Annotated in this window: 22 protein-coding genes and 1 pseudogene; all 23 read right to left on the bottom strand. The window is 46.0% G+C overall.

Going from position 1 to position 22,829, the window contains the following annotated elements; translation table 11 throughout:
* Positions 1 to 16: 16 nt before the first annotated feature.
* Positions 17 to 1,213, bottom strand: coding sequence for a flagellar motor switch phosphatase FliY (fliY, locus tag SWOL_RS04350; RefSeq protein WP_011640285.1), 1,197 nt, complete (start codon positions 1,211 to 1,213; stop codon positions 17 to 19).
* On the bottom strand, positions 1,210 to 2,196 hold the full coding sequence (fliM, locus tag SWOL_RS04345; RefSeq protein ID WP_011640284.1) for a flagellar motor switch protein FliM: 987 nt from the start codon (positions 2,194 to 2,196) through the stop codon (positions 1,210 to 1,212). The genes fliY and fliM overlap by 4 nt, the downstream gene beginning before the upstream one ends.
* 175 nt (positions 2,197 to 2,371) lie before the next feature.
* Positions 2,372 to 2,851, bottom strand: coding sequence for a flagellar basal body-associated FliL family protein (locus SWOL_RS04340; protein WP_011640283.1), 480 nt, complete (start codon positions 2,849 to 2,851; stop codon positions 2,372 to 2,374).
* 20 nt (positions 2,852 to 2,871) lie between these two features.
* On the bottom strand, positions 2,872 to 3,093 hold the full coding sequence (locus SWOL_RS04335; protein ID WP_011640282.1) for a flagellar FlbD family protein: 222 nt from the start codon (positions 3,091 to 3,093) through the stop codon (positions 2,872 to 2,874).
* 89 nt (positions 3,094 to 3,182) lie between these two features.
* Positions 3,183 to 4,610, bottom strand: a complete 1,428-nt coding sequence (locus SWOL_RS04330; protein WP_011640281.1) for a flagellar hook protein FlgE — start codon at positions 4,608 to 4,610, stop codon at positions 3,183 to 3,185.
* A 112-nt stretch (positions 4,611 to 4,722) separates the two neighbouring features.
* Entirely contained in the window at positions 4,723 to 5,109 is a 387-nt protein-coding gene (locus SWOL_RS04325) for a TIGR02530 family flagellar biosynthesis protein (protein WP_049750097.1), read from the bottom strand.
* Positions 5,102 to 5,644 carry a flagellar hook capping FlgD N-terminal domain-containing protein gene (locus SWOL_RS13500; RefSeq protein ID WP_011640279.1) on the bottom strand — a complete coding sequence of 181 codons (543 nt, stop codon included), beginning with the start codon at positions 5,642 to 5,644 and terminating at the stop codon, positions 5,102 to 5,104. The genes SWOL_RS04325 and SWOL_RS13500 overlap by 8 nt, the downstream gene beginning before the upstream one ends.
* Positions 5,645 to 5,655: 11 nt before the next feature.
* Positions 5,656 to 7,827 carry a flagellar hook-length control protein FliK gene (locus tag SWOL_RS04315; protein ID WP_011640278.1) on the bottom strand — a complete coding sequence of 724 codons (2,172 nt, stop codon included), beginning with the start codon at positions 7,825 to 7,827 and terminating at the stop codon, positions 5,656 to 5,658.
* Between the two features lie 239 nt (positions 7,828 to 8,066).
* Entirely contained in the window at positions 8,067 to 8,663 is a 597-nt protein-coding gene (locus SWOL_RS04310; protein ID WP_207635326.1) for a MotE family protein, read from the bottom strand.
* Between the two features lie 216 nt (positions 8,664 to 8,879).
* Positions 8,880 to 9,329 carry a flagellar export protein FliJ gene (locus SWOL_RS04305; RefSeq protein WP_011640276.1) on the bottom strand — a complete coding sequence of 150 codons (450 nt, stop codon included), beginning with the start codon at positions 9,327 to 9,329 and terminating at the stop codon, positions 8,880 to 8,882.
* Between the two features lie 12 nt (positions 9,330 to 9,341).
* Entirely contained in the window at positions 9,342 to 10,670 is a 1,329-nt protein-coding gene (fliI, locus tag SWOL_RS04300; protein WP_011640275.1) for a flagellar protein export ATPase FliI, read from the bottom strand.
* Positions 10,663 to 11,505, bottom strand: coding sequence for a FliH/SctL family protein (locus tag SWOL_RS04295; RefSeq protein WP_011640274.1), 843 nt, complete (start codon positions 11,503 to 11,505; stop codon positions 10,663 to 10,665). The genes fliI and SWOL_RS04295 overlap by 8 nt, the downstream gene beginning before the upstream one ends.
* Positions 11,498 to 12,507, bottom strand: a pseudogene (gene fliG / locus SWOL_RS04290) (flagellar motor switch protein FliG). The gene SWOL_RS04295 and the pseudogene fliG overlap by 8 nt, the downstream one beginning before the upstream one ends.
* A 12-nt stretch (positions 12,508 to 12,519) precedes the next feature.
* Entirely contained in the window at positions 12,520 to 14,142 is a 1,623-nt protein-coding gene (fliF, locus tag SWOL_RS04285; protein WP_011640273.1) for a flagellar basal-body MS-ring/collar protein FliF, read from the bottom strand.
* Between the two features lie 21 nt (positions 14,143 to 14,163).
* On the bottom strand, positions 14,164 to 14,472 hold the full coding sequence (gene fliE / locus SWOL_RS04280; RefSeq protein WP_011640272.1) for a flagellar hook-basal body complex protein FliE: 309 nt from the start codon (positions 14,470 to 14,472) through the stop codon (positions 14,164 to 14,166).
* An 11-nt stretch (positions 14,473 to 14,483) separates the two neighbouring features.
* Entirely contained in the window at positions 14,484 to 14,951 is a 468-nt protein-coding gene (gene flgC, locus SWOL_RS04275; protein WP_011640271.1) for a flagellar basal body rod protein FlgC, read from the bottom strand.
* A 6-nt stretch (positions 14,952 to 14,957) separates the two neighbouring features.
* Complete coding sequence (gene flgB, locus SWOL_RS04270) at positions 14,958 to 15,374, bottom strand: flagellar basal body rod protein FlgB (protein WP_011640270.1); 417 nt, start codon at positions 15,372 to 15,374, stop codon at positions 14,958 to 14,960.
* 164 nt (positions 15,375 to 15,538) lie between these two features.
* The gene (codY, locus tag SWOL_RS04265) at positions 15,539 to 16,327 is read right to left on the bottom strand and encodes a GTP-sensing pleiotropic transcriptional regulator CodY (protein ID WP_011640269.1); all 789 of its coding nucleotides are present in this window, start codon (positions 16,325 to 16,327) and stop codon (positions 15,539 to 15,541) included.
* Positions 16,328 to 16,355: 28 nt separating this feature from the next.
* The gene (hslU, locus tag SWOL_RS04260; RefSeq protein ID WP_011640268.1) at positions 16,356 to 17,756 is read right to left on the bottom strand and encodes an ATP-dependent protease ATPase subunit HslU; all 1,401 of its coding nucleotides are present in this window, start codon (positions 17,754 to 17,756) and stop codon (positions 16,356 to 16,358) included.
* A gap of 20 nt (positions 17,757 to 17,776) precedes the next feature.
* Positions 17,777 to 18,313: an ATP-dependent protease subunit HslV gene (gene hslV / locus SWOL_RS04255; RefSeq protein ID WP_011640267.1), complete on the bottom strand. Its 537-nt coding sequence runs from the start codon at positions 18,311 to 18,313 to the stop codon at positions 17,777 to 17,779.
* Positions 18,314 to 18,317: 4 nt separating this feature from the next.
* Positions 18,318 to 19,211 carry a tyrosine recombinase XerC gene (gene xerC, locus SWOL_RS04250; protein WP_341271089.1) on the bottom strand — a complete coding sequence of 298 codons (894 nt, stop codon included), beginning with the start codon at positions 19,209 to 19,211 and terminating at the stop codon, positions 18,318 to 18,320.
* 212 nt (positions 19,212 to 19,423) lie between these two features.
* Complete coding sequence (gene trmFO, locus SWOL_RS04245) at positions 19,424 to 20,734, bottom strand: methylenetetrahydrofolate--tRNA-(uracil(54)-C(5))-methyltransferase (FADH(2)-oxidizing) TrmFO (protein ID WP_011640265.1); 1,311 nt, start codon at positions 20,732 to 20,734, stop codon at positions 19,424 to 19,426.
* A 1-nt stretch (position 20,735) separates the two neighbouring features.
* The gene (topA, locus tag SWOL_RS04240; RefSeq protein WP_011640264.1) at positions 20,736 to 22,820 is read right to left on the bottom strand and encodes a type I DNA topoisomerase; all 2,085 of its coding nucleotides are present in this window, start codon (positions 22,818 to 22,820) and stop codon (positions 20,736 to 20,738) included.
* Positions 22,821 to 22,829 lie beyond the last annotated feature (9 nt).

The following is a 22,829-nucleotide window of genomic DNA, read 5'->3' as shown; positions in this document are numbered from 1 at the left end:
TAAACCTCCCCAGCAATTATTGTAACTTATTCATACGGTCTATCGGACTTATTATGGTGGTAATGCGAATACCGTAGTTTTCATCGATTACGACAACCTCTCCCTTGGCAATGAGCTTGCCGTTAACCAGTAAATCAACCGGTTCTCCAGCTAATTTATCCAACTGAATTATGGCACCCTGATTCAACTCCAATATCTCTCCTATAGTTTTTTTGGTCTTTCCCAATTCTACCGATACGTCCAGAGGAACATCCATAATGAGATCGAGATTCTGAGGGCTATGGAGCATATTGCTCTCCTGCAGGGGAGCAAATTGAACCGGCTGAACAGCAAATTGTGGCCGATTACTCATTTCCCGGGGACTTTGTACAAAAGCCTGGCCATAAATCGGTTCTTGTGGTGGCGGCGAAATTGCGGTTTCCGCCTGGCGGGGGGCAGCAACTGCCGCTGCTTTTGTTTCCGGTAGAGGCATACCGACAAGAGGTTCTTCCATTACCGCTTCGGCGCTGGATTCCTCAGCCGTACTCCCCAAAAGTATGGACATTATGTTCTCCACTGCCTCCATGGGAATGATCTGCATGATTTCACTGTTGATCAGATTCTCAATCTCCATTTTGAATTTTATTTTAACCACATCATCAAAACTGGTCGACAACTGTAGGAACTCTTTTCCCATATCTATGACGGTCAATTGCGGTGGCGCAATATCAATCCTCTGGTTAAACATAGAAGATAGGCTGGTGGTGGCCGAACCCATCATCTGATTCATGGCTTCCCCCACTGCACTCAATTCCAGGTCTCCCAAGTTTTTTCCTTCGGCAGATAGACCATCTCCTCCCATCATCAGATCGGCTATTATGGCAGCATCTTCCTCCTTGATGACCAGGACATTGGTTCCCGTCACTCCCTGCGTATAACTGACCTCTACTACCAGAAAAGGCAAAGGATAAAGCAATTGTAATTCTTCCGGATTGGTAACTGATACATCAGGGGTTGTAATGGATACTTTCTTGCGCAGCAGGGTAGACAGTGTGGTAGCAGCAGTTCCCATACTGATATTGCCTACTTCTCCCAGGGTATCCTTTTCAAAATCACTTAGATTTATGGAAGAAGTGGAGACAGGGTCGCTACTGCTGCCGATAGTATCAGTAACTGGAGAACTTCCCGTCAACAGGGCATCTATTTCTTCCTGAGATAGGATTCCATCATTCATTCGCTTTCCTCCTCTACAATCCCGGTAACCTGTATTGCCATCCGGTTGGCAAAAACTCCAGGCTTCCCAAGAAATTTGGCTCTATTGCCTATAACAATATCTAACTCCTGACTGATATTCCGATTCAGGGGTATGACATCTCCCACCGACAAAGCCAGCAAATCTCTCACCGTTATCACTGTTTTACCCATAACTACCTTGATGGGAATAGTGGTATTTTCCAACTTGGTTCTTATAGCCGCAATATTGGCCGGCGACCTCTCCTGGGCGGCGGTCGAATAATAATAGTGTACATTTAATTTATCCAGGATAGGCTCCAAAACCAGGAAAGGTATACAGATATTTATCATCCCCATCACATCACCCATTCGGGTCTCCAGGGAAACAATTATCATAATTTCCGTAGGTTGAACCAGCTGAGTAAACTGGGGGTTGGTCTCCACCCGTTCCAGGGAAGGCTCAATCTGAATAATGCTCCCCCAGGGCTCTTCCAGGTAATCCAGCATCCGCTGAGATAAGCGCTCAATCACCGTCTGTTCAATTTCCGTAAGAGCTCGAGCCTTGCTGGGAGCATAGCCCGGTCCTCCCAGGAGCCGGTCTAAAAAAGCAAATCCCAGGTTAGGATTAATTTCCATTATAGCACTGCCATGCAGGGGATAAAGAGAGAAAATATTGAGTATGGTTGGGTTAGGTATGGAACGAATAAACTCCTCATAGGTCAGTTGTTCCACCGACAATAATTCCACCTGCAAGGGAACGCGCAACTGCCCGGAAAGATAAGTCCCTAAAGTGCGAGCATAGTTTTCATATATAACTTGCAGGGTATGTATCTGATCCTTGGAGAACTTGTTGGGCCTGCGAAAATCATAAACCTTAACCTTGCTCTTCAGCTCTTCTTCTTTAAGCAGGTCAGCATCAACCGAACCATCGCTCAAAGCCGATAACAAGGCATCTATTTCCGATTGAGATAAGACCTCACTCATTATAACCCCCCCAGGCTATAACTCTACCATTATTTTGAACGGTTGTTTAGCAGTTGTTTAGCTATAGTTTTATCAATCGCTCAACTATCGCTTAACTATCGCTCAACTATTGTTTAACTATTGTTCAACTATCGCTCAACTATTGTTTAACTATTGCTCAACAATTGTTCAAGAATTATTGCATAATAAAGTCGGTAAAATATACATTCAAAACCGTGTTAGCACCAATCTTGGCATTCAAATCGTTTTTTATCTCCGCCTTCAGGTTGTTTCTATTCCTAACATCTAGGTCAGCCACCGTTTTGGAAGATATAATAGTAAGGATACTGTCTTTTATCACCGGCATATACTGGGTAATCTTCTCCTGGGCTTTTTTGTCATCCGTGCTGACTTCCACTGTGACCTTCACCTTTAAAAACCTTTGTCCATTAACATCATTGATATTGGTGGTAAATTCCCCTACCTCTACCAGATTCCCAGTCATCAGTTTTCCCGCGCCTTCTTGCTTGGGCATCAACGGTGCCATGAGGCTCTTCATAAGAAAATATGAACCTCCCACTGCTACCACGAATACCAGTAAACCGATAATAATCAGCTTCATGTCGATATTGATATCCAACCTGGGCTTCACTTCGCTATCTTTTTCGTCAGCCAAAACTCTCCCCCCTGTCCGGTCTACTTTTTCAAGTTGGTAAACGATTGTTTCCTGAATCTAATTATTTCTTCCCGGATTTGCCATATCCTCTCTCTTACAACAAATTTTTTCCCAGTATTGAGAGTAACCACTGTGTCCGGGGTCTCTTCCATGAGTTCAATCATGTCGATATTTACCACAATTTTCTCACCGTTTAAACGGGTCAGGTAAATCATAATTATAAGGTTCCTTTCGCTAAACACTAAAACCGAATGAAATTATTTCTAGAAAGACATTTTAATACATTATATTCTCTCTCCAGGAGGATTTATCCTCCTGGAGAGAGTGTTTATTAACGTTTGAGATTAACCAGTTCCTGAATCATCTCGTCGGAGGTGGTAATAATGCGGGAATTAGCCTGGAAGCCCCGCTGGGTAACAATCATGTCGGTAAACTCTTCCGATAAGTCAACATTGGACATTTCCAGACTGCTGGGAACTATCTTTCCCATACCCGACTCGGTGGGGGGACTAACCACTGCTTCTCCCGAGTTAACTGATTTCTGAAACATGGTTCCTCCTAATTGCGTTAAACCCGCGGGGTTCTGGAAACGAGCCAGAGCCACCCGGGCCAGATCTCTGGTTTCACCATTATCATAGGAACCTCTGATGACACCGTCAATACCTACGGTATAACTGCTCAGGCTACCCATACCGTAACCATTCTGAGCGATCTCGGTAACCGAATTGCCCGCGAATTGGGTCATGGCAGAAAAATCGATTTTAAACTCAATATCCTCAGCTGCCTCGGAAGCACGATCAATTATTAAATCAACGGTTTTGGGTTCGGGATCATCAGGAGTCCCCGCTAAAACCACCTTCCCGTTATCATCAAATTGTAGATTGAACAAGCGGACAATCTCCGTTTCGCCAGTGGTCAAGGTTTCTTCTGTTGGTGGATCTACAGATAAGTCTACAGTAGCGAAATCTGATGTAGAATCGTAGTCTTTAGCATTTTCAAACAAAGGATTATTTAGCGATATGTCAACAGCCCAGTTGGAAAGTCTGGGGGGGCCTGCATCAACCTCGTACTTAAAAAAGCGGAAATAAACCGTTTCCTTTTTCCCCAGCGAATCCCAGACATCCATGGAGGTAATAATCGACTCCTGGGTGCCCGGGTAAATGCTCTCATCTTCCGGGTCTACTTGCTTAAAGGGAATTTCCGCATCTAAATTACCACTAAAGCTCATTTCTTTGGTAGCTTGAGGATCACAGGCCAGTAAACCACTTATGTCGACTGTCTCTACTTCTCGGGAACAATCCAGATTCCATTGCCCCGTTACAGGGTCGATTTTGGTAACCCAGCCCTGCACATAGTATCCATTGGCAGTGTGGACCAGATTGCCCTTGGTATCAAGTTCAAAATTTCCTGCTCGGGTGAAATATTTCTGTTGACCATGGCGAATCATAAAATAACCGTCGCCATCGATTCCCATATCCAAAAGTTTATTGGTAGCTGTGGTTGGTGCCCCGGTATGAATCTGGTCAATACTGCTTACCGACATCCCCAGGCCAATACCCATAGGATTGGTACCTCCTCGACTACCGGAACTATCAGGGCGAGTAGCACCTCTCATCGTCTGGTAGAGGGTATCCTGAAAAACCACCCGGCTCTTTTTGTAGCCAGCTGTATTTATATTGGCAATATTATTGCCGATTACATCCATTCTGGTTTGATGGTTTCTTAATCCCGAAACCCCAGAATACATGGAACGCATCATCTTCTACATGACCTCCTTGCTAATTATTTAGCCAGACCGGAATAGAATAAATTATCCAGGAACGCTTCTCTCATTCCGCATCCCCCACGGCTTCCTCTAAAGAGGTCCGGCCTTAAACTATTACGGCACTGTCAATATTGGTAAATATATTTTCTTTTAGATGCTGCCCGTCCACAGCGGTAATTACGGTATTGTTCTTGATGCTTACTACCAAAGCCAGATCCGGCATCAGAATAAGGGAATCACGGGCGCCTTTTTCCCTGGCCTTGTTTACCGCATTCTGGATATTGTTCATATCCGTACTGCTGAGTTCTATGTTACGGGACTTTAACCTTTCTCGCGCATGCTGGGAAAACTTCAAATCACCAGCCAGTTTCTGAGTCAAAACCTGGTTAAAGCTACCTCCCACCGGTGGCTTTACCGCTTTATCCTGTTTGCTTGGTGCTGGTTGTATTAGTGTTGATGGAGGAAAATAAATCTTTCCCGTCAATTTAATCATCCTCTCCGGAAGACATGGAATTCTGCATGTTGAGCAGAGTGGCCAGAATCTGCTCCAAAAGGGCATCACTGTACCCCACATTTATTGCTCCCAGTCTGCTAATATTGTTCATGGTAATCTCTTTGTCGTCTATGACATAATACGGTATTCCCTCGCGAAAAACTACCGATGAAATTATACCGTTACTGGATGCACCCGAATCGGGATCAGTATAAAAAACTTCCCTTCCCACCATGGTACTGCTCTGCTGCATTACCAGACCCGGCAAGATTCCGCTGTTGAGGGTGGCGGAAAGCTTGTTAAAACTGCTGTTCAGATTGGTCATCTGCTCCAGGGAACTGAAATTAGCCATCTGAGAAATAAATTCCTTGTCTTTGACCGGCTCTATCGGATCCTGGTATTTGAGCTCGGTTAAGAGTAGTTTTAAAAAAGCCTCTTTATCCAGACCCTTATTTATTTCTTTGCTGCTTTTGCTGCTCTGGGGTTCGTTGCTCAGCCAGGGAACTGTTTCCCACTTAACCTGGCTGCTGTCCATAATTTCACCTCCTAAATAAGGAAATTCATGCTGCCGTCTGCGCTTATCCCATTGGTTTCGCCTGATTCTATCAAGCCGTCTTCCAGCAGTTCATCCCCGATGCTGCTTGCCTGGTAAGCATCGCTGCCCGCTTCGCTCGAGTTATACTGCGAAGAAAAGCGCGGCTGCTCCCACAAATCCTGTCGGCTGCCTTCGGAACCATCGAACAAACCTCCGTTGTTCAATTGCACATTCACTTCGGTCTTCTCCACCCTGATTCCCTGACTCTCCAGGCTTTGTCTAAGGCTGTTGAGATTGCTGTCCAACAGATGCTTGACCTGATGGTTTTCCGTAATAAACCTGGCGGTTAGCAACCCATCCTCCAGCACCAGCTTGATGGTCATTTTTCCCAGAAACTCCGGGTGAAGCTGAATCCTCATCTCCGAAGAGTTCTGTTTTATCATCACTTCAGCTTTTCTAACCACTTGTTCCATAAACTTTTCCGGATCTACCCAGCTTCTTTCCTGTATGGGCTTGCCTACATTGCGAAAATTGTTATCCTGTAGCGTATGCTCCATCTTAAACCCGGGCAAGTTTTTCCCGCTTTCCCTGTTCTCGGGAAGTTCTGCTGGCTCTTTTTCCGGCATATTTGCTTTCAGGGGCTGGTTCTTGTCATTCTCTGCCAGCTTGAGCTCTTCTGCTGCATTATTTTCAGACTGAGGTTTGGCTGCTGCTTCAGGCAACCTGAAGGACACTACTTCTCCTTTAACGAGACTACCTTTATTGTCAGGCTTATCCCCAGTTGTCCCTTTTCCATCTAAAAGATTCTCTTTGGTATGCTCTGCCTGGTCCTTGCCACTCAGCTTTTCTCCTTTGCCCTGGGCTTTGGCCAACAATACCGCCAGTGCTGCCGGGTCATATCCGGCTTTTACCGGTTCTCCTGCCGCTTTACTAAGCAAGGGCATATTGTTTTCCTTCCCGCTATTAAGCTGCACTTCCACTTTCATACCCAGTTTTTTGGTTTCCTGACCCTGTTCCCCCAGCTGCAGTCGTTCATTAAAAGGCAGTTCCTCTTCAGCTATTTCCGCCTTAAAACCCGGTTTTTTGGTTTCCTGGCCCTGTTCCCCCTGCTGCATGCGCTCATTAAAGGGAAACTGCTCAGCTATTTCTTGCCCGGCTTTTTCCGGCTGGGACTGGAAGCTGCCTGGCTGGGGAGTTCTCGCTGCTTCCTTCTCTGGCGTTGCCGGGTTTAACCTCGGTTCATTCCCCGGCTGGCTTTCATTAGCTTGAAGCTTACCTGCTAAAACCAGGGATTCTTGCTCCTGCGGGCTTGTGCCGGTTTCATTCTTCACTATCACTGCTGGTACCTGTGCATAGGATTTCTTTCCACTTGCGAGCAGTTCTTCCCCAGCTGCTGAAATACCGGATTCCCCCTCGCTGGCGACTTTGATGGCTAGCTCTCGGGCAGCATTAAAAGCTGGCTCAGGCTTTCTCTTAGCGGCTTCTTCCAGCAAAGAGATGGTTTTTCCATCTAGTGAATGTTTTATTATTTCTGTTCCTGGAGTTAAATCTCCACTCAAAGCGGCAGCCAATTTTACTACCGAAGCAATTGTAGCTTCCTCCTGAGAAGAAGTAGTTGGAAACAATGCCGAATTCTCAATAAGAAACAGTTTACCATCTCCCAGATTGGAAAACTGACCAGTAGCGTTTTTGACCGCATTATCATCCGGAAGCGACTTGCCATCTTCCCTGGGCAGTGTCATGTTTTCCATCTCTGGATTAGATTCCGCTCCCGCTTTTAGATTTAATTCCTCACCTATTGGCTTTGGATTAACATCCGCTCCTGCCAGCAATAAGGGGTAGGGCAGCCCGGCAAGCTCCCTCTCTTTTTCGGCTGCATTTGGGGGAGGAGTTGCTTCTTGTTTTTCCGAAATATGGCAACTCTCCGATATTACTTCGGCTCCCGGTCCAGCTCTTTCTTGCTCTCCGCTATTTTTTAGAAATTTGAGCTTCGCAGTAGTTGCTTCCCTTAAGCTGCCTGCTCCCTTACTTTCCTGTCGCACACTTTGCTTTGATGAAGCTTTTTTCAATTGTCTTGGAAAATCATTTTCATTTTTTCCTTTGGCAACAGGATTCCTAAGCGGAGAGGTATTGGTAGCGCCTTCAGCTTTAGGAGCAACTGCTACCATGTCCAATCCTGTCAATTTATCACCTCCTTTATTCTGTTGTACCCCGAGGAGAGTTTTGCTAGATACCAAGAAGGGAACGGATATCACAAACAACGGCTAAAAGTGCCGCAGAGCTATGGTGAGATGAACCTTTTTGAGAAATCTCCCCTCAATCCCCACTCTCACTTTTATCCAGTTTTATTCTCCCGGCGGGGCCAGGTCTGAGCAAGAAATCTATACTTTCTCTTGCCCAGACCTTACCCCCCCCAGGATTCTCAGGGTGCTGCCACCAGCATTTTCTTGCTTATCCGAGCCGCTCTGGCAGCATCCATATTCTGCATCAACTCGGCCACCGTATCATTTTCCATCTGGCTGAAAATCCCTATTACATCCTCATCATCCAAGCGGGATAGAATATCGGCGGCTGTTTTGGCCTTCATTTCGCTGAAATAGGCAGCCATATCCTTGTAGGCGGCGGTTTTGCTTTCCTGCTTGCTTTTCAAGTCCAGTATTTCACTATTGAGCTGAGCAATCTCCTCTTTAAGATTATCGTCTTCCTGCTCGCTAAGTTTGAGCTTTTTCTTTAAATCAGCCAAGCTCTTTCTGGTATTTTCCATCTCCTCTGCTTTATTCTGCAGGGTCTGGCGTAATTTCTGGTTCTCCGTCATAGCCTTTTCCTTTTGCTTGAAGGCTTCTTCATACTGAAGCCGGGAGACCTGTTCCGAGCTCCGAGAGACAAAGTTACCCAAGAGAGGCGCATTTTTCAGAAAAGCCGGGGCTGAAAGCAGGTTTACATAGAGCAGAAGGTAATAGCCTCCGCCCAGCAAAACCAGAAGTGATAAAAAAACCAGCAAAATTTTAATTTTTTTCAATATCATAGTTCTAAAAACTCTCCAATTCTTAATTAACCCCCGTGGCCAGGAGCCATAAATAATGATGAAAATGGGCCAGGGGACTCCAATATTTTTGACACAGATTTACGCAGATTAAGTATGATTTAGCGGTTGTTGAACAGTAGGATTATGGGTTAGAAAATAAATAAGCCCCTCACCCCTTACCCTTCACTCCTCATACTTTTCAAACAGACCTTAAGCCAGATCCCTGCGAAAATGATTGTTGATAGCTATTTCATCAATAATCTTTTGTTCCTCCTGTTGGAGTTCTAAAAGGTATTCCTGCCAGGCCCGTTCTTTTAATTTTTCCAGGGTACTGGTTTCTCGCTTTCTTTCTAACAGCAGTACCCGGGCTTCTTCCACTCTGGCTTCGGCCTGGGACAGGTTTTGTTCTGCCTGTACTATCTGCATTACGAGTACAGGAACGAATTCTCTCTTAAGCAACAGGGCTTGAAACCCTTGAGCTTTGCAGCTATCCTGCCTTATTTCTTCTTCCACTGCCAGCAACCTTCGCTCCCGGTACTGTAATTCCTCCAGCAAGAGCTCGCGTTCCTTAAGGCGGCTCTGCATTTCTTCCCAGGCTATTTGTTCCTGGCGGGTGCAAATCTCCAGTTTGGTCTGCAATCTAAAACGAAATGCTTTCATTACGGCTCACCTCTATAGACGAACAGCTTCTTCCAGGTTTTCCAAAGTGGTAGTTATATTGGCTTCATCGTAGATATCCTGTCTAATAAAGTTTTGGCATTTATCAATCAAGGCAATAGATTCATCTATGCGAGGGTTGGAGCCCTTCTTATAGGCCCCAATATCAATGAGGTCCCGAGCTTCTTCATAGGTGGCCAGTATGCTCCTGAAGCGGTTGGCGTTTTTGATATGTTTTGGAGATGCTATATCAATCATAACACGACTTATGCTCTGCCCCACATCAATAGCCGGGTAGAGATTCATGGCCGCCAGGCTTCGACTTAAGGCAATATGTCCATCCAATATTCCCCGTACCGCATCAGTTATTGGTTCATTCAGGTCATCACCCTCCACCAGCACGGAATACAGTCCGGTAATGGTTCCCTTTTCCGAAGTACCTGCTCTCTCCAAGAGTTTAGGCAGCATGGCAAACACTGAAGGAGTATAGCCCCTGGTAGCCGGCGGCTCACCAATGGCCAGGCCAACTTCACGCTGGGCCAAGGCAAAACGGGTTACGGAATCCATCAAGAATAGTACATCTTTACCCTGGTCACGGAAGTATTCGGCAATACTGGTAGCGACAAAGGCACCTTTCAATCTAACCAGGGCAGGCTGATCCGATGTTGCTACTACTACTACAGATTTTCCCAGGCCTTCTTCCCCCAGGTCGCGCTCCAAAAACTCCCGGACTTCACGCCCCCGCTCCCCGATAAGAGCAATAACATTGATATCAGCTTCCGTATTGCGGGCAATCATCCCAATCAAGGTACTCTTACCCACTCCACTGCCCGCCAGTATTCCCATTCTCTGGCCTTTGCCTATGCTAACCAGACCATCGATGGCTTTTACCCCTACCTGCAAAACTTCAGTGATGCGTTTTCTTTTCAGGGGACTGGGGGGTTGGTTGGTCACCGGATAAGTAGTCTCGGACTTTATCCTGCCTCTGTCGTCAATCGGTTCACCCAATCCATTAAGAACCCGGCCCACCAGTTCCATTCCCACTTGAACCCTCAGAGTAGTTCCGCTGGCCAGCAATTCGCTACCCGGGCCAATGCCTTCCAAATTGCCCAGAGGCATGAGCAGTATCTTCTTATCTTTGAAACCAACTACTTCCGCTGGAACCAGCTGGCGATCGGAATAATTGGTTTGTAAAAAGCAGAGTTCCCCCATTCTTACCCGGGGGCCGGTAGCTTCAATGGTCAGGCCGATAGCCTGCGATATCCGGCCTTTAAGCTGGCAGGTGGTGGTTTTGTCCAGTGCATCCAAGTATTTTTCCAACGGAAGAGCCGGCGCTTTATTCATCGGGAGCCACTTCCTGAATGGCTTTTTCCACGCTGGCAATCCTGGTTTCCAGGCGGGCATCGACTGATCCGGCATCGCTCTCCAGGGTACATCCACCCGCTTGTATACGTTTATCAGGCGTGATCTTTAACGGGATTTCATTACTTCCAATATCGTTAAAAGATTCGCTTTGCATTACCTCTAATATCTTATCTACTTCCAGGGGATTGACATAGACGGTTACGTTTTGGGGGTTGTCCAGGTAGTTCAGGCCTTCCCGGATAATATTGATAATCACCCGAGGGTTGGTTTCCAGTTCGCCTCCAATTACCTTCCTGCTTACCGCCATAACCAGGCGCACCATGTCGGCTTCGCTGGAATTCATTATCTGAATCTTGCTTTGCCGGGCTTCCTCCAGTATCCTCTGGCTTTCTTGCATTGCTGATAAGCGATCGGCTTCAATTTCCTCCTGGGCTTTTTTGAGACCGTTTTCATATCCTTCTTTCTGCTTGCTAACCAACAGTTCTTCAGCCTTTTCCAGGGCCTGTTGCCGGATTACTTCAGCCTCTTCCTGGGCTTCGGCTATTATGGTTCTGGCTTCCTCCCGGACTTTTTCCAGCAACTCCCTGACTATCTTTTCATTTTCGTCAACTATCCTTTCAGCCTCCAACTGCAGTTCTTTTAATTCCAGTTGTTTTAAGGCTATGTCATTGCTCAGTAAATCTTCCTCAGTGATTTCTTCCGTTGCCTCCAATTTTTCCGCCTCTGCCTGCTTTTTTAATTCATAGATGGCAGTAAGATCTATTACCTTGGGCTGAAATAAGAGCATATCAGAACCCTTGATTACTTTAGACAATTACCTCATCTCCTCCGCCTCGGGCAACTACTATCTCACCAGAGTCCTCCAAACGGCGAATAATATTAACTATACGCTGCTGAGCTTCCTCCACATCCCGCAATCTTACCGGTCCCATGAATTCAATATCTTCACGCAGCATATCTGAGGCCCGGGTGGACATATTGTGGTAAATCTTCTGGGATACCTCGTTGCTGGCACCTTTCAAGGCCAGGGCCAAATCCTGAGATTCCACTTCGCGCAAGACTCTTTGCACCGAACGATCGTCTATCATGACAATATCCTCGAATACAAACATCAGTTTCTTGATTTCTTCTGCCAACTCGGGATCCTGCACCTCCAGGGTTTCCATAATAGTCTTTTCCGTACTTCGATCTACTCGATTTATAATCTCCACCACTGCCTTGACGCCACCGGCGGCAGTCAATTCCTGCGGCGCTATGGAAGACAGCTTGCGTTCCAGAATCCTTTCCACTTCTTTGATTATTTCGGGTGAAGTGGTATCCATTATGGCTATCCTCTTGGCTACTTCCGCTTGTCTTTCCGGAGCCAGAGCTCCTAAAATGAGGCGGCCTTTTCCGCATCCAGATAAGCCAATATCAAGGCTATGGTCTGCGGGTGTTCGGACTGAATAAAGTTCAATAAATGGGAAGGTTCGGTCTTGCGAATAAAATCAAAAGGACGAACCTGCAAGGAAGATGATATCCTCCCGATAATCTCCATGGTCTTTTCCATGCCGTAAGCCTTTTCCAGCACTTCCTTGGCATAGTCTATTCCTCCCTGACCGATGAACTGGCTGGCCAGGCACATTTCATAGAATTCACGGAATATTTCGTCCATTTTCTCCGTGGGCACTTTACGAACATTGGCTATTTCCAGGGTTAACTGTTCAATATCTTCTTCATTCATATGCTGGAATAGCTTCGCTGACTTCTCTGGACCCAGAAATATTAAAAAGTTCGCTGCTTTTTGCTTACCACTTAGACTAGTCTTGGTTGCCAGTTGTGACCACCCCTATTCTTCTGCCAGCCAGGTCTTGAGCACCTGGGCCGCGATTTCCGGATTTTCATTAATAATCCGGTCAATCTCTTCTCTGATCTTGCGTCTTTCTTTTTCTTCCGGACTCAAGCCAGTTTCTATCAGGTCTTCCACCCTTATTTCCTCCTGTATAAGTGTATCAATGCCGGCCTCTTCTGCTTCTTCCTCAGCCCGCCTTCTCTCTCGGCGCTGCATCAACCACCAAGCCAGGAGAATTATGAGGACGACTAGAAACGCTAATAACCACGGGGTAAGAGGGGAGCGCATTATTTGATCCATTGTTCCCCCGGGAGCTTCCGCCTGGGGTTCGGTATAAAAATCAACAAAAGCCACTGATATGTTATCTTCCAGGCGAACACTCTCATCTTTCCGATTTTCCCTCAGACCACAAGCAGTGGCTACTATATTACGGATGGTAGCTATTTTTTCTTCTTCTGTTTCACCCAATTTCAAGGGCTCGGTTGCTTTACTGTTGACCAGTACTGCTACTGTCAAATAGTCGTATTTGACATCCCCCTGGGCAACTTTAGTTACTTTCTCGGTCTTGTTTATTTCATAATTCCTAATCTTGCTGCTCTTGTCATAGGTGGACACCCCACCGGCAGCGTCAACTTCCTGGTATTGAGGAATATTGGTGTCGGTTCCGGGTACACCTACAACAGGCTGGGTGGTATCGGTTCCGGATTCCTTTTTAATCTCTTCGCTCCTTACGAAAGGACCAGCATCATCATGGGAATAGAGCTCATCTTTCTGTTCTTTATTATCAAAATCCAATTCTGCATTAACCCGGACAACCGAATTGTTTTGGCCCAGGCTCTTATCCAGCATACTCTGTATAGCATCCTGTTTTTCCTTTTCATACTGCCTCTTCATGGCCATCTGCCATTTTACTGTTTCACTGATATCTCCATTCGCCATAGGCAAATTTTCCGATACCAGGTTTCCATGCTGGTCAACAATCACCACGTTTTCAGTGGTGAGCTTATCCACACTGTTGGCTACCAGATTAATTATCCCCTGAATCTCCTTGGGAGAGAGTTTTTCTTCCTCCCTGGTATTAACAACTACCGAAGCTTTGGGCAGCTCTTCATTATCGGAAAACAACGTTGACTCGGGTAAAGCCAGGTTAACTTTGGCTGCTTTCACTTTGTCCAGACTCTGTATGCTGCGTGCCAATTCCCCCTGCAAAGCTACCTGGTATTTAACTTTTTTATCGACTTGGGTTTCCCCGAATTTGCTTTCCTGAAACAACTCAAAGCCCGTTTCCCCACGGGGGAGGTTTTCGCTGGCCAGAGTAAGACGGGTTTTATCCTTTAAGTCGGGAGGAACCAGTATGGTAGTGCCGCCATTTTCCAACTTGTAAGGCACCTTGCCTTCATCCAACTTGGCCGTTATCTGGGAAGCATCTTTTTTGTCCAATTCCGTATATAGCACTTCATAAGCTGTATCCCGGGAACTGCTAATCACCAGGATTATAGCAGCCGCCAAAATAAGCAATATACCTCCGCCGGCAAGTACTTTCTGGTTCAAGTTCATATTTTGCCATGAGCCGGCGACTCGCCCAGCTGTTTCCTTGAGTTTTTCCGCAAAGCTTTCCATAATCCAACTCCCCAACAGCAATTACATCTGCATGCGCATTAATTCCTGATAAGCCTCCACTAACTTGTTCCTGACTTCCACCGTCAATTGCAAGGCCAGATTGGCTTTCTCATAAGCCAGTATGGTATTATGCAAGTAAGTCTCGTCACCCAACGCTAGTTTTTCCGCACTGGATGCAGCTTCTTTTTGCAGCTCATCTACCTCCTGCAGGGCTTCTTTTAGATAATTAAAAAAACCGCCTTCTTTATTTGCTGGCGAATCTTTCATTACTGAGGGCTGACCCGGGTTAATACCTGCCAGCGCGATGCTATCCAGAGCACCCAACTTCATTTAGCATCCCCCTATCTTCCAATATCCAGAGCTCTCATAGCTATGCTCTTGGTAGCTTCTATAACCTGGGCGTTGGCTTCATAGGCCCGAGTAGCAGATATCATATTTATCATCTCTTCCACAATATTAACATTAGGATAGTTTACATAACCTTCATTATCCGCTTCCGGATGTGATGGATCATAAACCCGGCGGTAAGGTGCTTCGTTTTCATTTATCTCCCGAATCTGCTTGACTCTTACCCCCGAATTGGCAGCATTAAAAGTCTGGCTCTGTTCTTCCAGAAATCTCTGAAAACGTTTCTTGGGAGCTGAAGCGTTACGGGCTTCAAAAACCACCACCTGCCGGCGATAGGGACCGGTTCGATTGTCCACCCGGGTAGTTTCCACATTGGCCATATTACTGGCTATGGTATCCATGCGCAAGCGTTGAGCCGTAAGACCTGACGCGCTGGTGTCTATACTATTCAAAAACCCCAATACCAACTACCCCCTTCCGGTAATAGCCATGCGCAACAAACGAATCTCGTTGCTCATACTCCGGCTGACTGCGTCATAATTAATCTTGTTCTTGGTCATTTTGGCCATCTCGTTATCAATATCCACATTGTTTTCATCATTGCGAAAAGTGAGATCCTCCAAAACCCGGACTTCGGGCTCTATGTCCATATTATTCCCTTCCATTTGGATATGCCGGGAATTGGTTAGATTTAGCCCTAGCTGATCTGTGGTTCCTTCCAGGGCCTTTTTCATTTTTTCCTCAAAAATGACTTCTCTTCTTTTGAATTTGGGGGTATCCGCATTGGCTATGTTGTCAGCGATAACATCGTTACGCAAAGTACCAACATCCATAGCTTTGTTAAGCAAAATATGCGTTTTGGTTTCCAGAATCCTTTCCAGCATAGCATCACCCCTAACAAAATTTACCCATCTTCTATACTTCTACCTCAACATTCTATTTCCTCCCCTGCCCTTGCTACAATTTGCCTGATTAACAAAAAAAATGACTAACCTCGCGGTTAGCCCCAGGACTATTCTCTCATTTTATAGGCAATCTTCGATATGTCTCAAGCCTGATTCCTTAATTCTTCGAACAGGTAATCATTTAATACCTTGATATAAGTCCCTTTCATTCCCAATGAACGTGATTCAATTACCCCGGCGCTTTCAAATTTGCGCAGAGCACTTACTATCACCGAACGAGTAATTCCCACCTTATCCGCAATCCGGCTGGCCACCAGCAATCCCTCTTTTCCCTTGAGCTCCGCGATGATGTGGTCTATGGCTTCTTTTTCGGAATAGGAGAGAGTAGCCAGGGCAATTTGCACAGAGGCTTTTTTCCGTGCTTCTTCCTCGATCCTTTCTGTTCTGATGCGCATTATCTCATTGGCCATCACCATGGCTCCATATTCGATTAAAACAATATCTTCCTCTGTAAATTTAACTTTATCTCTCATAAAAATCAGGGTGCCAATCCGCCTGGCACCACCAAAGACCGGGGTAATGGACCAAATTCGCGCTGAACAACTGCAGTTGACATTATCCGGGTTAAAAAGGCATTTGCGCCCATCCTTTAGTATTATGTTGGTTTGGGTTTCTAAAATATTCAACAATTCCTGGTTAAAACTCTCCGGAAAACGCTCCGCATGCTTAATCAACTGCTGTATCTCCTGGCATATAGCCCCTTCGGCAAAAGCATAACCTCCTATTTGCCCCCTCCTGCCCACTATAAAAACCGTACATTCCAGGTTCCTGCATAGTACATCAGCTATCTCGAAAAAGTTTACCGGGTGACCCGCAATTTTTTGAAGAATCCTATTGATGGCTCTGGATTTTTCCAATAGACTTTTTGACATAGAACAACCCCCTTACTATTAAATACTCCTACAAGATATAGCGGCTAAGGTCCTCATCTTCAACTATACGGTCCAGTCTCTCGGCAACATAATCAATATCAATAACCAGCTTCTCTCCCGCCATGTCAGGAGAATTAAACAGCAGGTCTTCCAAAAGCTTCTCCATCACCGTATGCAAACGACGGGCCCCTATGTCCTCGGTGCGAGAATTAACCTCATAAGCTCTTTCCGCAATATAATCAATAGCTTCCGGGGTGAAATCCATGGTTAGTTTTTCCGTTGACAACAAAGCTATATATTGTTTAATGAGAGAATTGTTAGGCTCGGTAAGTATCCTCTTCAAATCCTCTTTTTTCAGGCTTTCCAACTCGACCCGGATGGGAAATCTACCCTGCAATTCAGGAATCAGATCCGAGGGTTTGGATACATGAAAAGCTCCCGCTGCAATAAACAAAACATGATCGGTCCGGGCCGGTCCATATTTGGTTATCACCGTTGAGCCCTCAACAATAGGGAGTATATCCCTCTGCACTCCGCCTCGGGACACATCAGGGCCGTAATTACTCTCTTTGCTGGCTATTTTATCTATTTCATCCAGGAATATAATGCCATCTTCTTCCGCCCGTTTTATACCTTCGCGGTGAATCTCGTCCATATCCAGCAAGCGCTGGCTTTCTTCGTAGGTTAAAATCCTGCGGGCTTCAGCAATGCTCACTTTTCTCTTTTTCTTGTTTCGAGGCATAAGGTTTCCTAGCATATCTTGCAGGTTAATACCCATCTCCTCCACCCCTGAACCGGAAAATATCTCCATGAAAGAGGGGTTTTTCTCTTCTACCTCGATTTCAATAGTCTCGTCCTCCAACTCCAGGCGATTAATCTTTTGCCTAAGAATCTCTCTTCTTTGGCCAATTTCTCTCCGGCGCCGCTCGCTTTCATCATCTACATCGTCTCTCTCCTGTATTGACCCTAAAAGAAATTCGAAGGGGTTTTTAGGACTCTTGCTCTTCCTGCCATCGAAAGGCAGTAATATATCGACTATCCTTTCTTCGGCCATCTGCCGGCCTTTTTGCTCCACGGCGGCCATCTTTTCCTGCTTTACCAGGCGAATTGAAGTCTCCACCAGATCACGAACCATGGAATCAACATCCCGGCCAACATATCCCACTTCGGTAAACTTACTGGCTTCTACTTTGATAAAGGGAGCCTTTACCAGCCGGGCTAGGCGCCGGGCAATTTCGGTCTTTCCTACTCCGGTCGAACCAATCATTATAATGTTCTTTGGGTAGATTTCCTCCCGGAGTTCATCGGGAAGCAATTTCCTGCGATAGCGGTTGCGCAAAGCTATGGCCACCGCTTTCTTGGCCTCTTGCTGACCAATAATATATTTATCCAATTCTTCGACGATTTCCCGTGGAGTGAGCTTAAACAATATGAACTCCCCTTTTATGGCTATTTTTCGATTACTTCAACTGAAATCTGCTCATTGGTATAGACACAGATACCAGAAGCTATTTTTAAGGATTCAACGGCAATTTCCCGGGCATTAAGCTCGCTGAAAGCATTCAAGGCCCGGGCTGCGGCTAAAGCATAGGCTCCTCCCGAACCAATAGCAGCTATTCCATCATCAGGTTCTATTAATTCGCCGCTACCGGAAACAATAAAAATCTTCTCCGCATCTGCTACGATCAAGAGGGCTTCAAGGCGGCGAAGAATTCGGTCTGAGCGCCATTCCCTGGCGATTTCCACCGCTGCTTTACTGAGGTTGCCCCCAGCCTGTTTGAGCTTTTCTTCGAATTTGGCAAAAAGGGTGAAGGCATCAGCTACCGCCCCGGCGAAACCGGCTATTACCTTTCCCTCATAGAGCCTTCTTATCTTTGTTGCATTTTGTTTCATTATGGTATTCTGACCCAGGGTTACCTGCCCATCGCCAGCTATAGCGGTCTGCTGGCCCTTTCTAACCGCAATTATGGTGGTTGCTTGAAACATTATTCTACCTCCGTGGATGAGTTTGTTGGTGTATATCTTTTATCTTCTCTCGGCTTAGATGAGTATATATCTGGGTGGTTGACAATTTAACATGGCCCAATAATTCCTGAACGGAGCGGAGATCAGCACCATTGTTCAGCAAATGAGTGGCAAAGGAATGCCGCAGGGTATGGGGGCTAACTTTTTGATTTATGGCTATAGTTTCCACATATTTGTTTATGATATTGCGGATACTCCTCGTGCTCAGGCGCTGACCGTTTTTGTTGAGAAATAAAGCTGGAGATGCTTGGCCCTTGGCTTCCAGGTAAACTCTTCCCTGCTGCAGATAGAGAAGTAATGCCTCTCTAGCCTTGCTTCCCAAGGGTACAATTCTTTCTTTACCGCCCTTGCCCAGCACCTTTATATAGTCTTCGCCAAAATCAATATCAGGCTTATCAAGATTTGTAAGTTCGCTCACCCGCAGCCCGGAAGCATAGAGCGTTTCAAGAATAGCCCGGTCTCTTTTGCCGGCTGCCATAGATAGGTCGGGTGCGTTCATCAGCAAGTCTATTTCCCTAGTATAAAGAAACCTGGGTAACTTCCTCTCCTGTTTGGGTGTGGAAACAGCGGCTATAGGGTTGTCTGCCAGTATATTTTCCCGGCATAAAAACTTGATGAAGGATCTGAGAGCTGCCAGCTTTCGGGCCATAGTGGCACGAGATAAACCCTTTTCCTGCATTTGGGCCAGATACTTTCTAACACTATTGTGGCTAATTAACTCGACTCCAACTTCCTCCGGATTTATCCCCTTCTTTTGGGATAGAAAAGCAAAAAACTGCGATAAGTCGGTTTTATAACTGGAGAGGGTAAAGTTGGAAGCACTTTTTTCCACTCGCATATGATTAAGAAATGCTTCGATATATTGAAAAAGCAGGATACTCGCCTCTTTTCTAGAAGCTATAACGAGGTAAAAGATGTCCCCACTCTTTAAGCAGCTGGGTTCCTATTAAGAAATTAAGAAAACTGGCAACGGTTTCTAGTTCCCCACCTCGTTGCAGAGCTGTGTCAAATCGCTCCTTAGTTTCTTTCGATGCTTAAAAAAATGCTAGCATAATAACTTTTACTTTACAACTAGTTTAACAAAGATTCTGAAAATTCACCCATTTTATTCAACGCTCGCTCTACATAGGCCAGATACCTTTTAGCCTTATCTTTTATGGGCGGTTCCATTGGCGGCAAAAGACCAAAGTTAGCATTCATCGGTTGGAAATCCTGGCTGGAAGAGCTGCTGATGAAGTCGAGAAGCGCTCCAATAATGGTAGCTTTATGCGGGGTTAAGAGCGCTTTTCCCTGTAGCCACCTGGCCGCATTAATTCCCGCAATAATTCCGGTAGCAGCTGACTCCATATAACCTTCAACCCCGGTAATCTGGCCGGCAAAAAAGATTTCCGGCCTCTTTTTACATTGCAGGCTGGGCCATAAAAGCTTCGGACTATTAATGTAGGTATTGCGATGCATAACCCCATAGCGTACAAACTCCGCCTGTTCCAAACCGGGTATCAAACGAAAAATCCGCTCCTGTTCCCCCCAGCGCATACGGGTTTGAAAGCCAACCATCCCATAAATTGTCCCGGCTTTATCTTCCTGCCGTAGTTGCAACACGGCATAAGCCCTCTTAGAGCTCCCCGGAATCTCTAAACCCACTGGCCTCATAGGACCATACCTTAATGCATCCTTGCCCCGGCGGGCTATAACCTCTGCCGGCATACAAGCATTAAAAAAAAGGCTCTTATCAATACTGTGTCCGGCCTTAATATCAGCATTTATTAAATTCTCATAAAAGCTTTCATATTCTTCACGATCCAGGGGACAGTTCAGGTAATCAGCACTCCCTTTACCATAACGGGAAGCCCGGAAAATCTTATTCATGTCCAAACTATCCGCACTAATGCTCGGGGCCACTGCGTCATAGAAAAAGAGGTTTTCCTCTCCGGTAATCCGCCTTAAATCAGCCGCCAAAGCCTCCGAGGTTAGCGGGCCGGAAGCTACAATAGATAATTCCCCTGTCGGCACTCTGTTTACCTCCTCCCGGCATAATTCAATGCTGGGACAGGCAAGAATCGCCTGGCTCACCAACCCAGCAAAAAGCTCCCGGTCTACTGCCAGAGCAGATCCTGCAGGTACCCTGGCTTTTTCCGCACAGCTTAGCAAGAGGGAGCCCAGGATTCTCATTTCTCTTTTTAATAAACCCTGAGCGGTATTGGGCTGATCGGATTTTAGGGAATTACTGCAAACCAGTTCCCCTAAATCTGCCGTTCTATGTACAGCCGTGGCTTTTTGTGGCCGCATTTCCCAGAGCCGGACTCTAATACCCTTTTGTGCCAAATAATACGCTGCCTCACAACCCGCCAATCCTCCACCGATTACATTAACCTGCTGCAAATCAACCCCCCATTTCCACCTTCTGCTTGCAAGCGGGATTCTGGCAAATCTGTGTAGCTTCTTTCTTTTTATTGAACTTTTCTACTATCGCGTCTCCACAATGGGGACAAATTTTCCCCGTTGGTTTATCCCAGGAGCGGAAGTTACACTGAGGATAATTGCTGCAGCCATAAAAAGTCCGGCCTTTCTTGCTTTTCAAAGCCACTATAGAGCCCTGGCAAAGCGGGCATTTTAGTCCCAATTCCTGATTTATTGATTGAGTATGGCGACATTCGGGAAAACCCGAGCAAGCCATGAATTTACCAAATCGACCGTGTTTTATAAGCATCGGTCTTCCACATTGCGGGCATTCTTTACCAGCCTCTTCATCCTTGATCTCAATCTTCTGGGCCAGCTCACGGGCCTTCTCCAGGTCAGAGTGAAACGGCTCATAAAAATCGCGTACCACCTTTTTCCAATCCAGTTTGCCTTCCTCTACCAAATCCAATTCGCCTTCCATCCGGGCGGTAAATTCCACATCCAGAATATTGGCGAAATGCTCCTTGAGTAAATCCACTACAATAAAGCCCAATTCTGTGGGAATAAACTGCCGGTTCTGCCTTTCCACATAATTACGCTTTAAAATGGTATCTATGGTAGGAGCATAAGTACTGGGACGGCCAACACTTTTTTCTTCCAGCAATTTAATTAGACTGGCCTCACTAAAGCGGGGTGGAGGTTGCGTAAAGTGCTGCTCCGGCTTTAACTCATGCAGTGCAAGTTCTTCTCCCTTTTTAAGCTCTGGAATATTATTCTTTGGCTCTTCTTCTTCATTATCGCTGTAGACTTTTTTGTAGCCAATAAATTTAAGCTGTGATGAACTGGCTCTGAAACCGTAGTCTCCAGCCGAGATATCCACAGTCAAACTATCATAAACCGCAGGGGTCATTTGACTGGAAACAAAGCGGTTCCATATTAATTGATATAAGCGATACTGATCCCGGCTTAAAAACGCTTTTACACTCTCCGGAGTCCGCTGGATGGAAGTTGGGCGAATAGCTTCATGGGCATCCTGAGCTGATTTCCTACTCTTATATTCATTGGGTTTGTCCGGAGCAAATTCCGCTCCAAAGGTAGAATTAATAAAGTCCAGGGCTTCCATTTGCGCCGAGCTGGCCACCCGGGTAGAATCAGTTCTGAGATAGGTAATTAATCCTACCGTACCCTCTTTACCAATTTCCAAACCTTCATATAATTCTTGGGCTACCCGCATAGTACGGTTGGAGAAGAAATTAAGCCTCCGGGAAGCTTCCTGCTGTAAAGTACTGGTAATAAACGGGGGGTTGGGGTTCTTGCGTTTTTCCTTTCTTTCCACTTTGAGCACAGTAAAATTGGCGCCTTGAAGGTATTCTCCTATAGCTGCCACCTCTTTATCACTGTTGATTTCGATTTTCTTCCCCTGGTAGCTGGCCAGACGAGCAGTAAATTTGCTATTCTTGCCCTTAGCAGCATTAAAAATGGCATCTACGGTCCAATATTCCTGGGGAATGAAGTTCTTTATTTCCTCTTCCCGATCACAGATTAACTTTAAAGCCACTGATTGCACCCTGCCCGCACTCAGGCCCTTGCGAATCTTATTCCAAAGCAAAGGGCTCAGGTTGTAGCCTACCAGGCGGTCCAAAACCCGGCGGGCCTGCTGGGCATTCACCCGGCTTAAATCCACCGGGCGCGAATTTTTAATGGCCTTCTTTACCGCCTCACGGGTAATCTCATGGAATTCAATCCGGCAATTCTCCTCCGGCGGAATTTTCATAGCATTCTGCAAATGCCAGGCTATAGCTTCTCCTTCACGATCGGGGTCGGTAGCTAGTAAAACGCGACCGGCTTTTTGGGATTCGTCCTTAATCTCTTTCAGGATATCTCCTTTGCCCCGAATAGTAATATACTGGGGTTCAAAATCATTCTCCACATCGACTCCCAATTTGCTCTTGGGCAAGTCGCGAACATGCCCCACCGATGCTTTTATTTTATAGCCCTTGCCCAGAAATTTCCCTAAGGTTCTGGCTTTGGCCGCTGACTCTACAATAAGCAGTGTAGTTCCTGCCAAAAATAATCA

Origin of the sequence: Syntrophomonas wolfei subsp. wolfei str. Goettingen G311, assembly GCF_000014725.1 — a bacterium.
Classification (GTDB): domain Bacteria; phylum Bacillota; class Syntrophomonadia; order Syntrophomonadales; family Syntrophomonadaceae; genus Syntrophomonas; species Syntrophomonas wolfei.
Note: the sequence above shows the minus strand (reverse complement) of the source record. Positions and strands in the feature narration are given on the sequence as shown.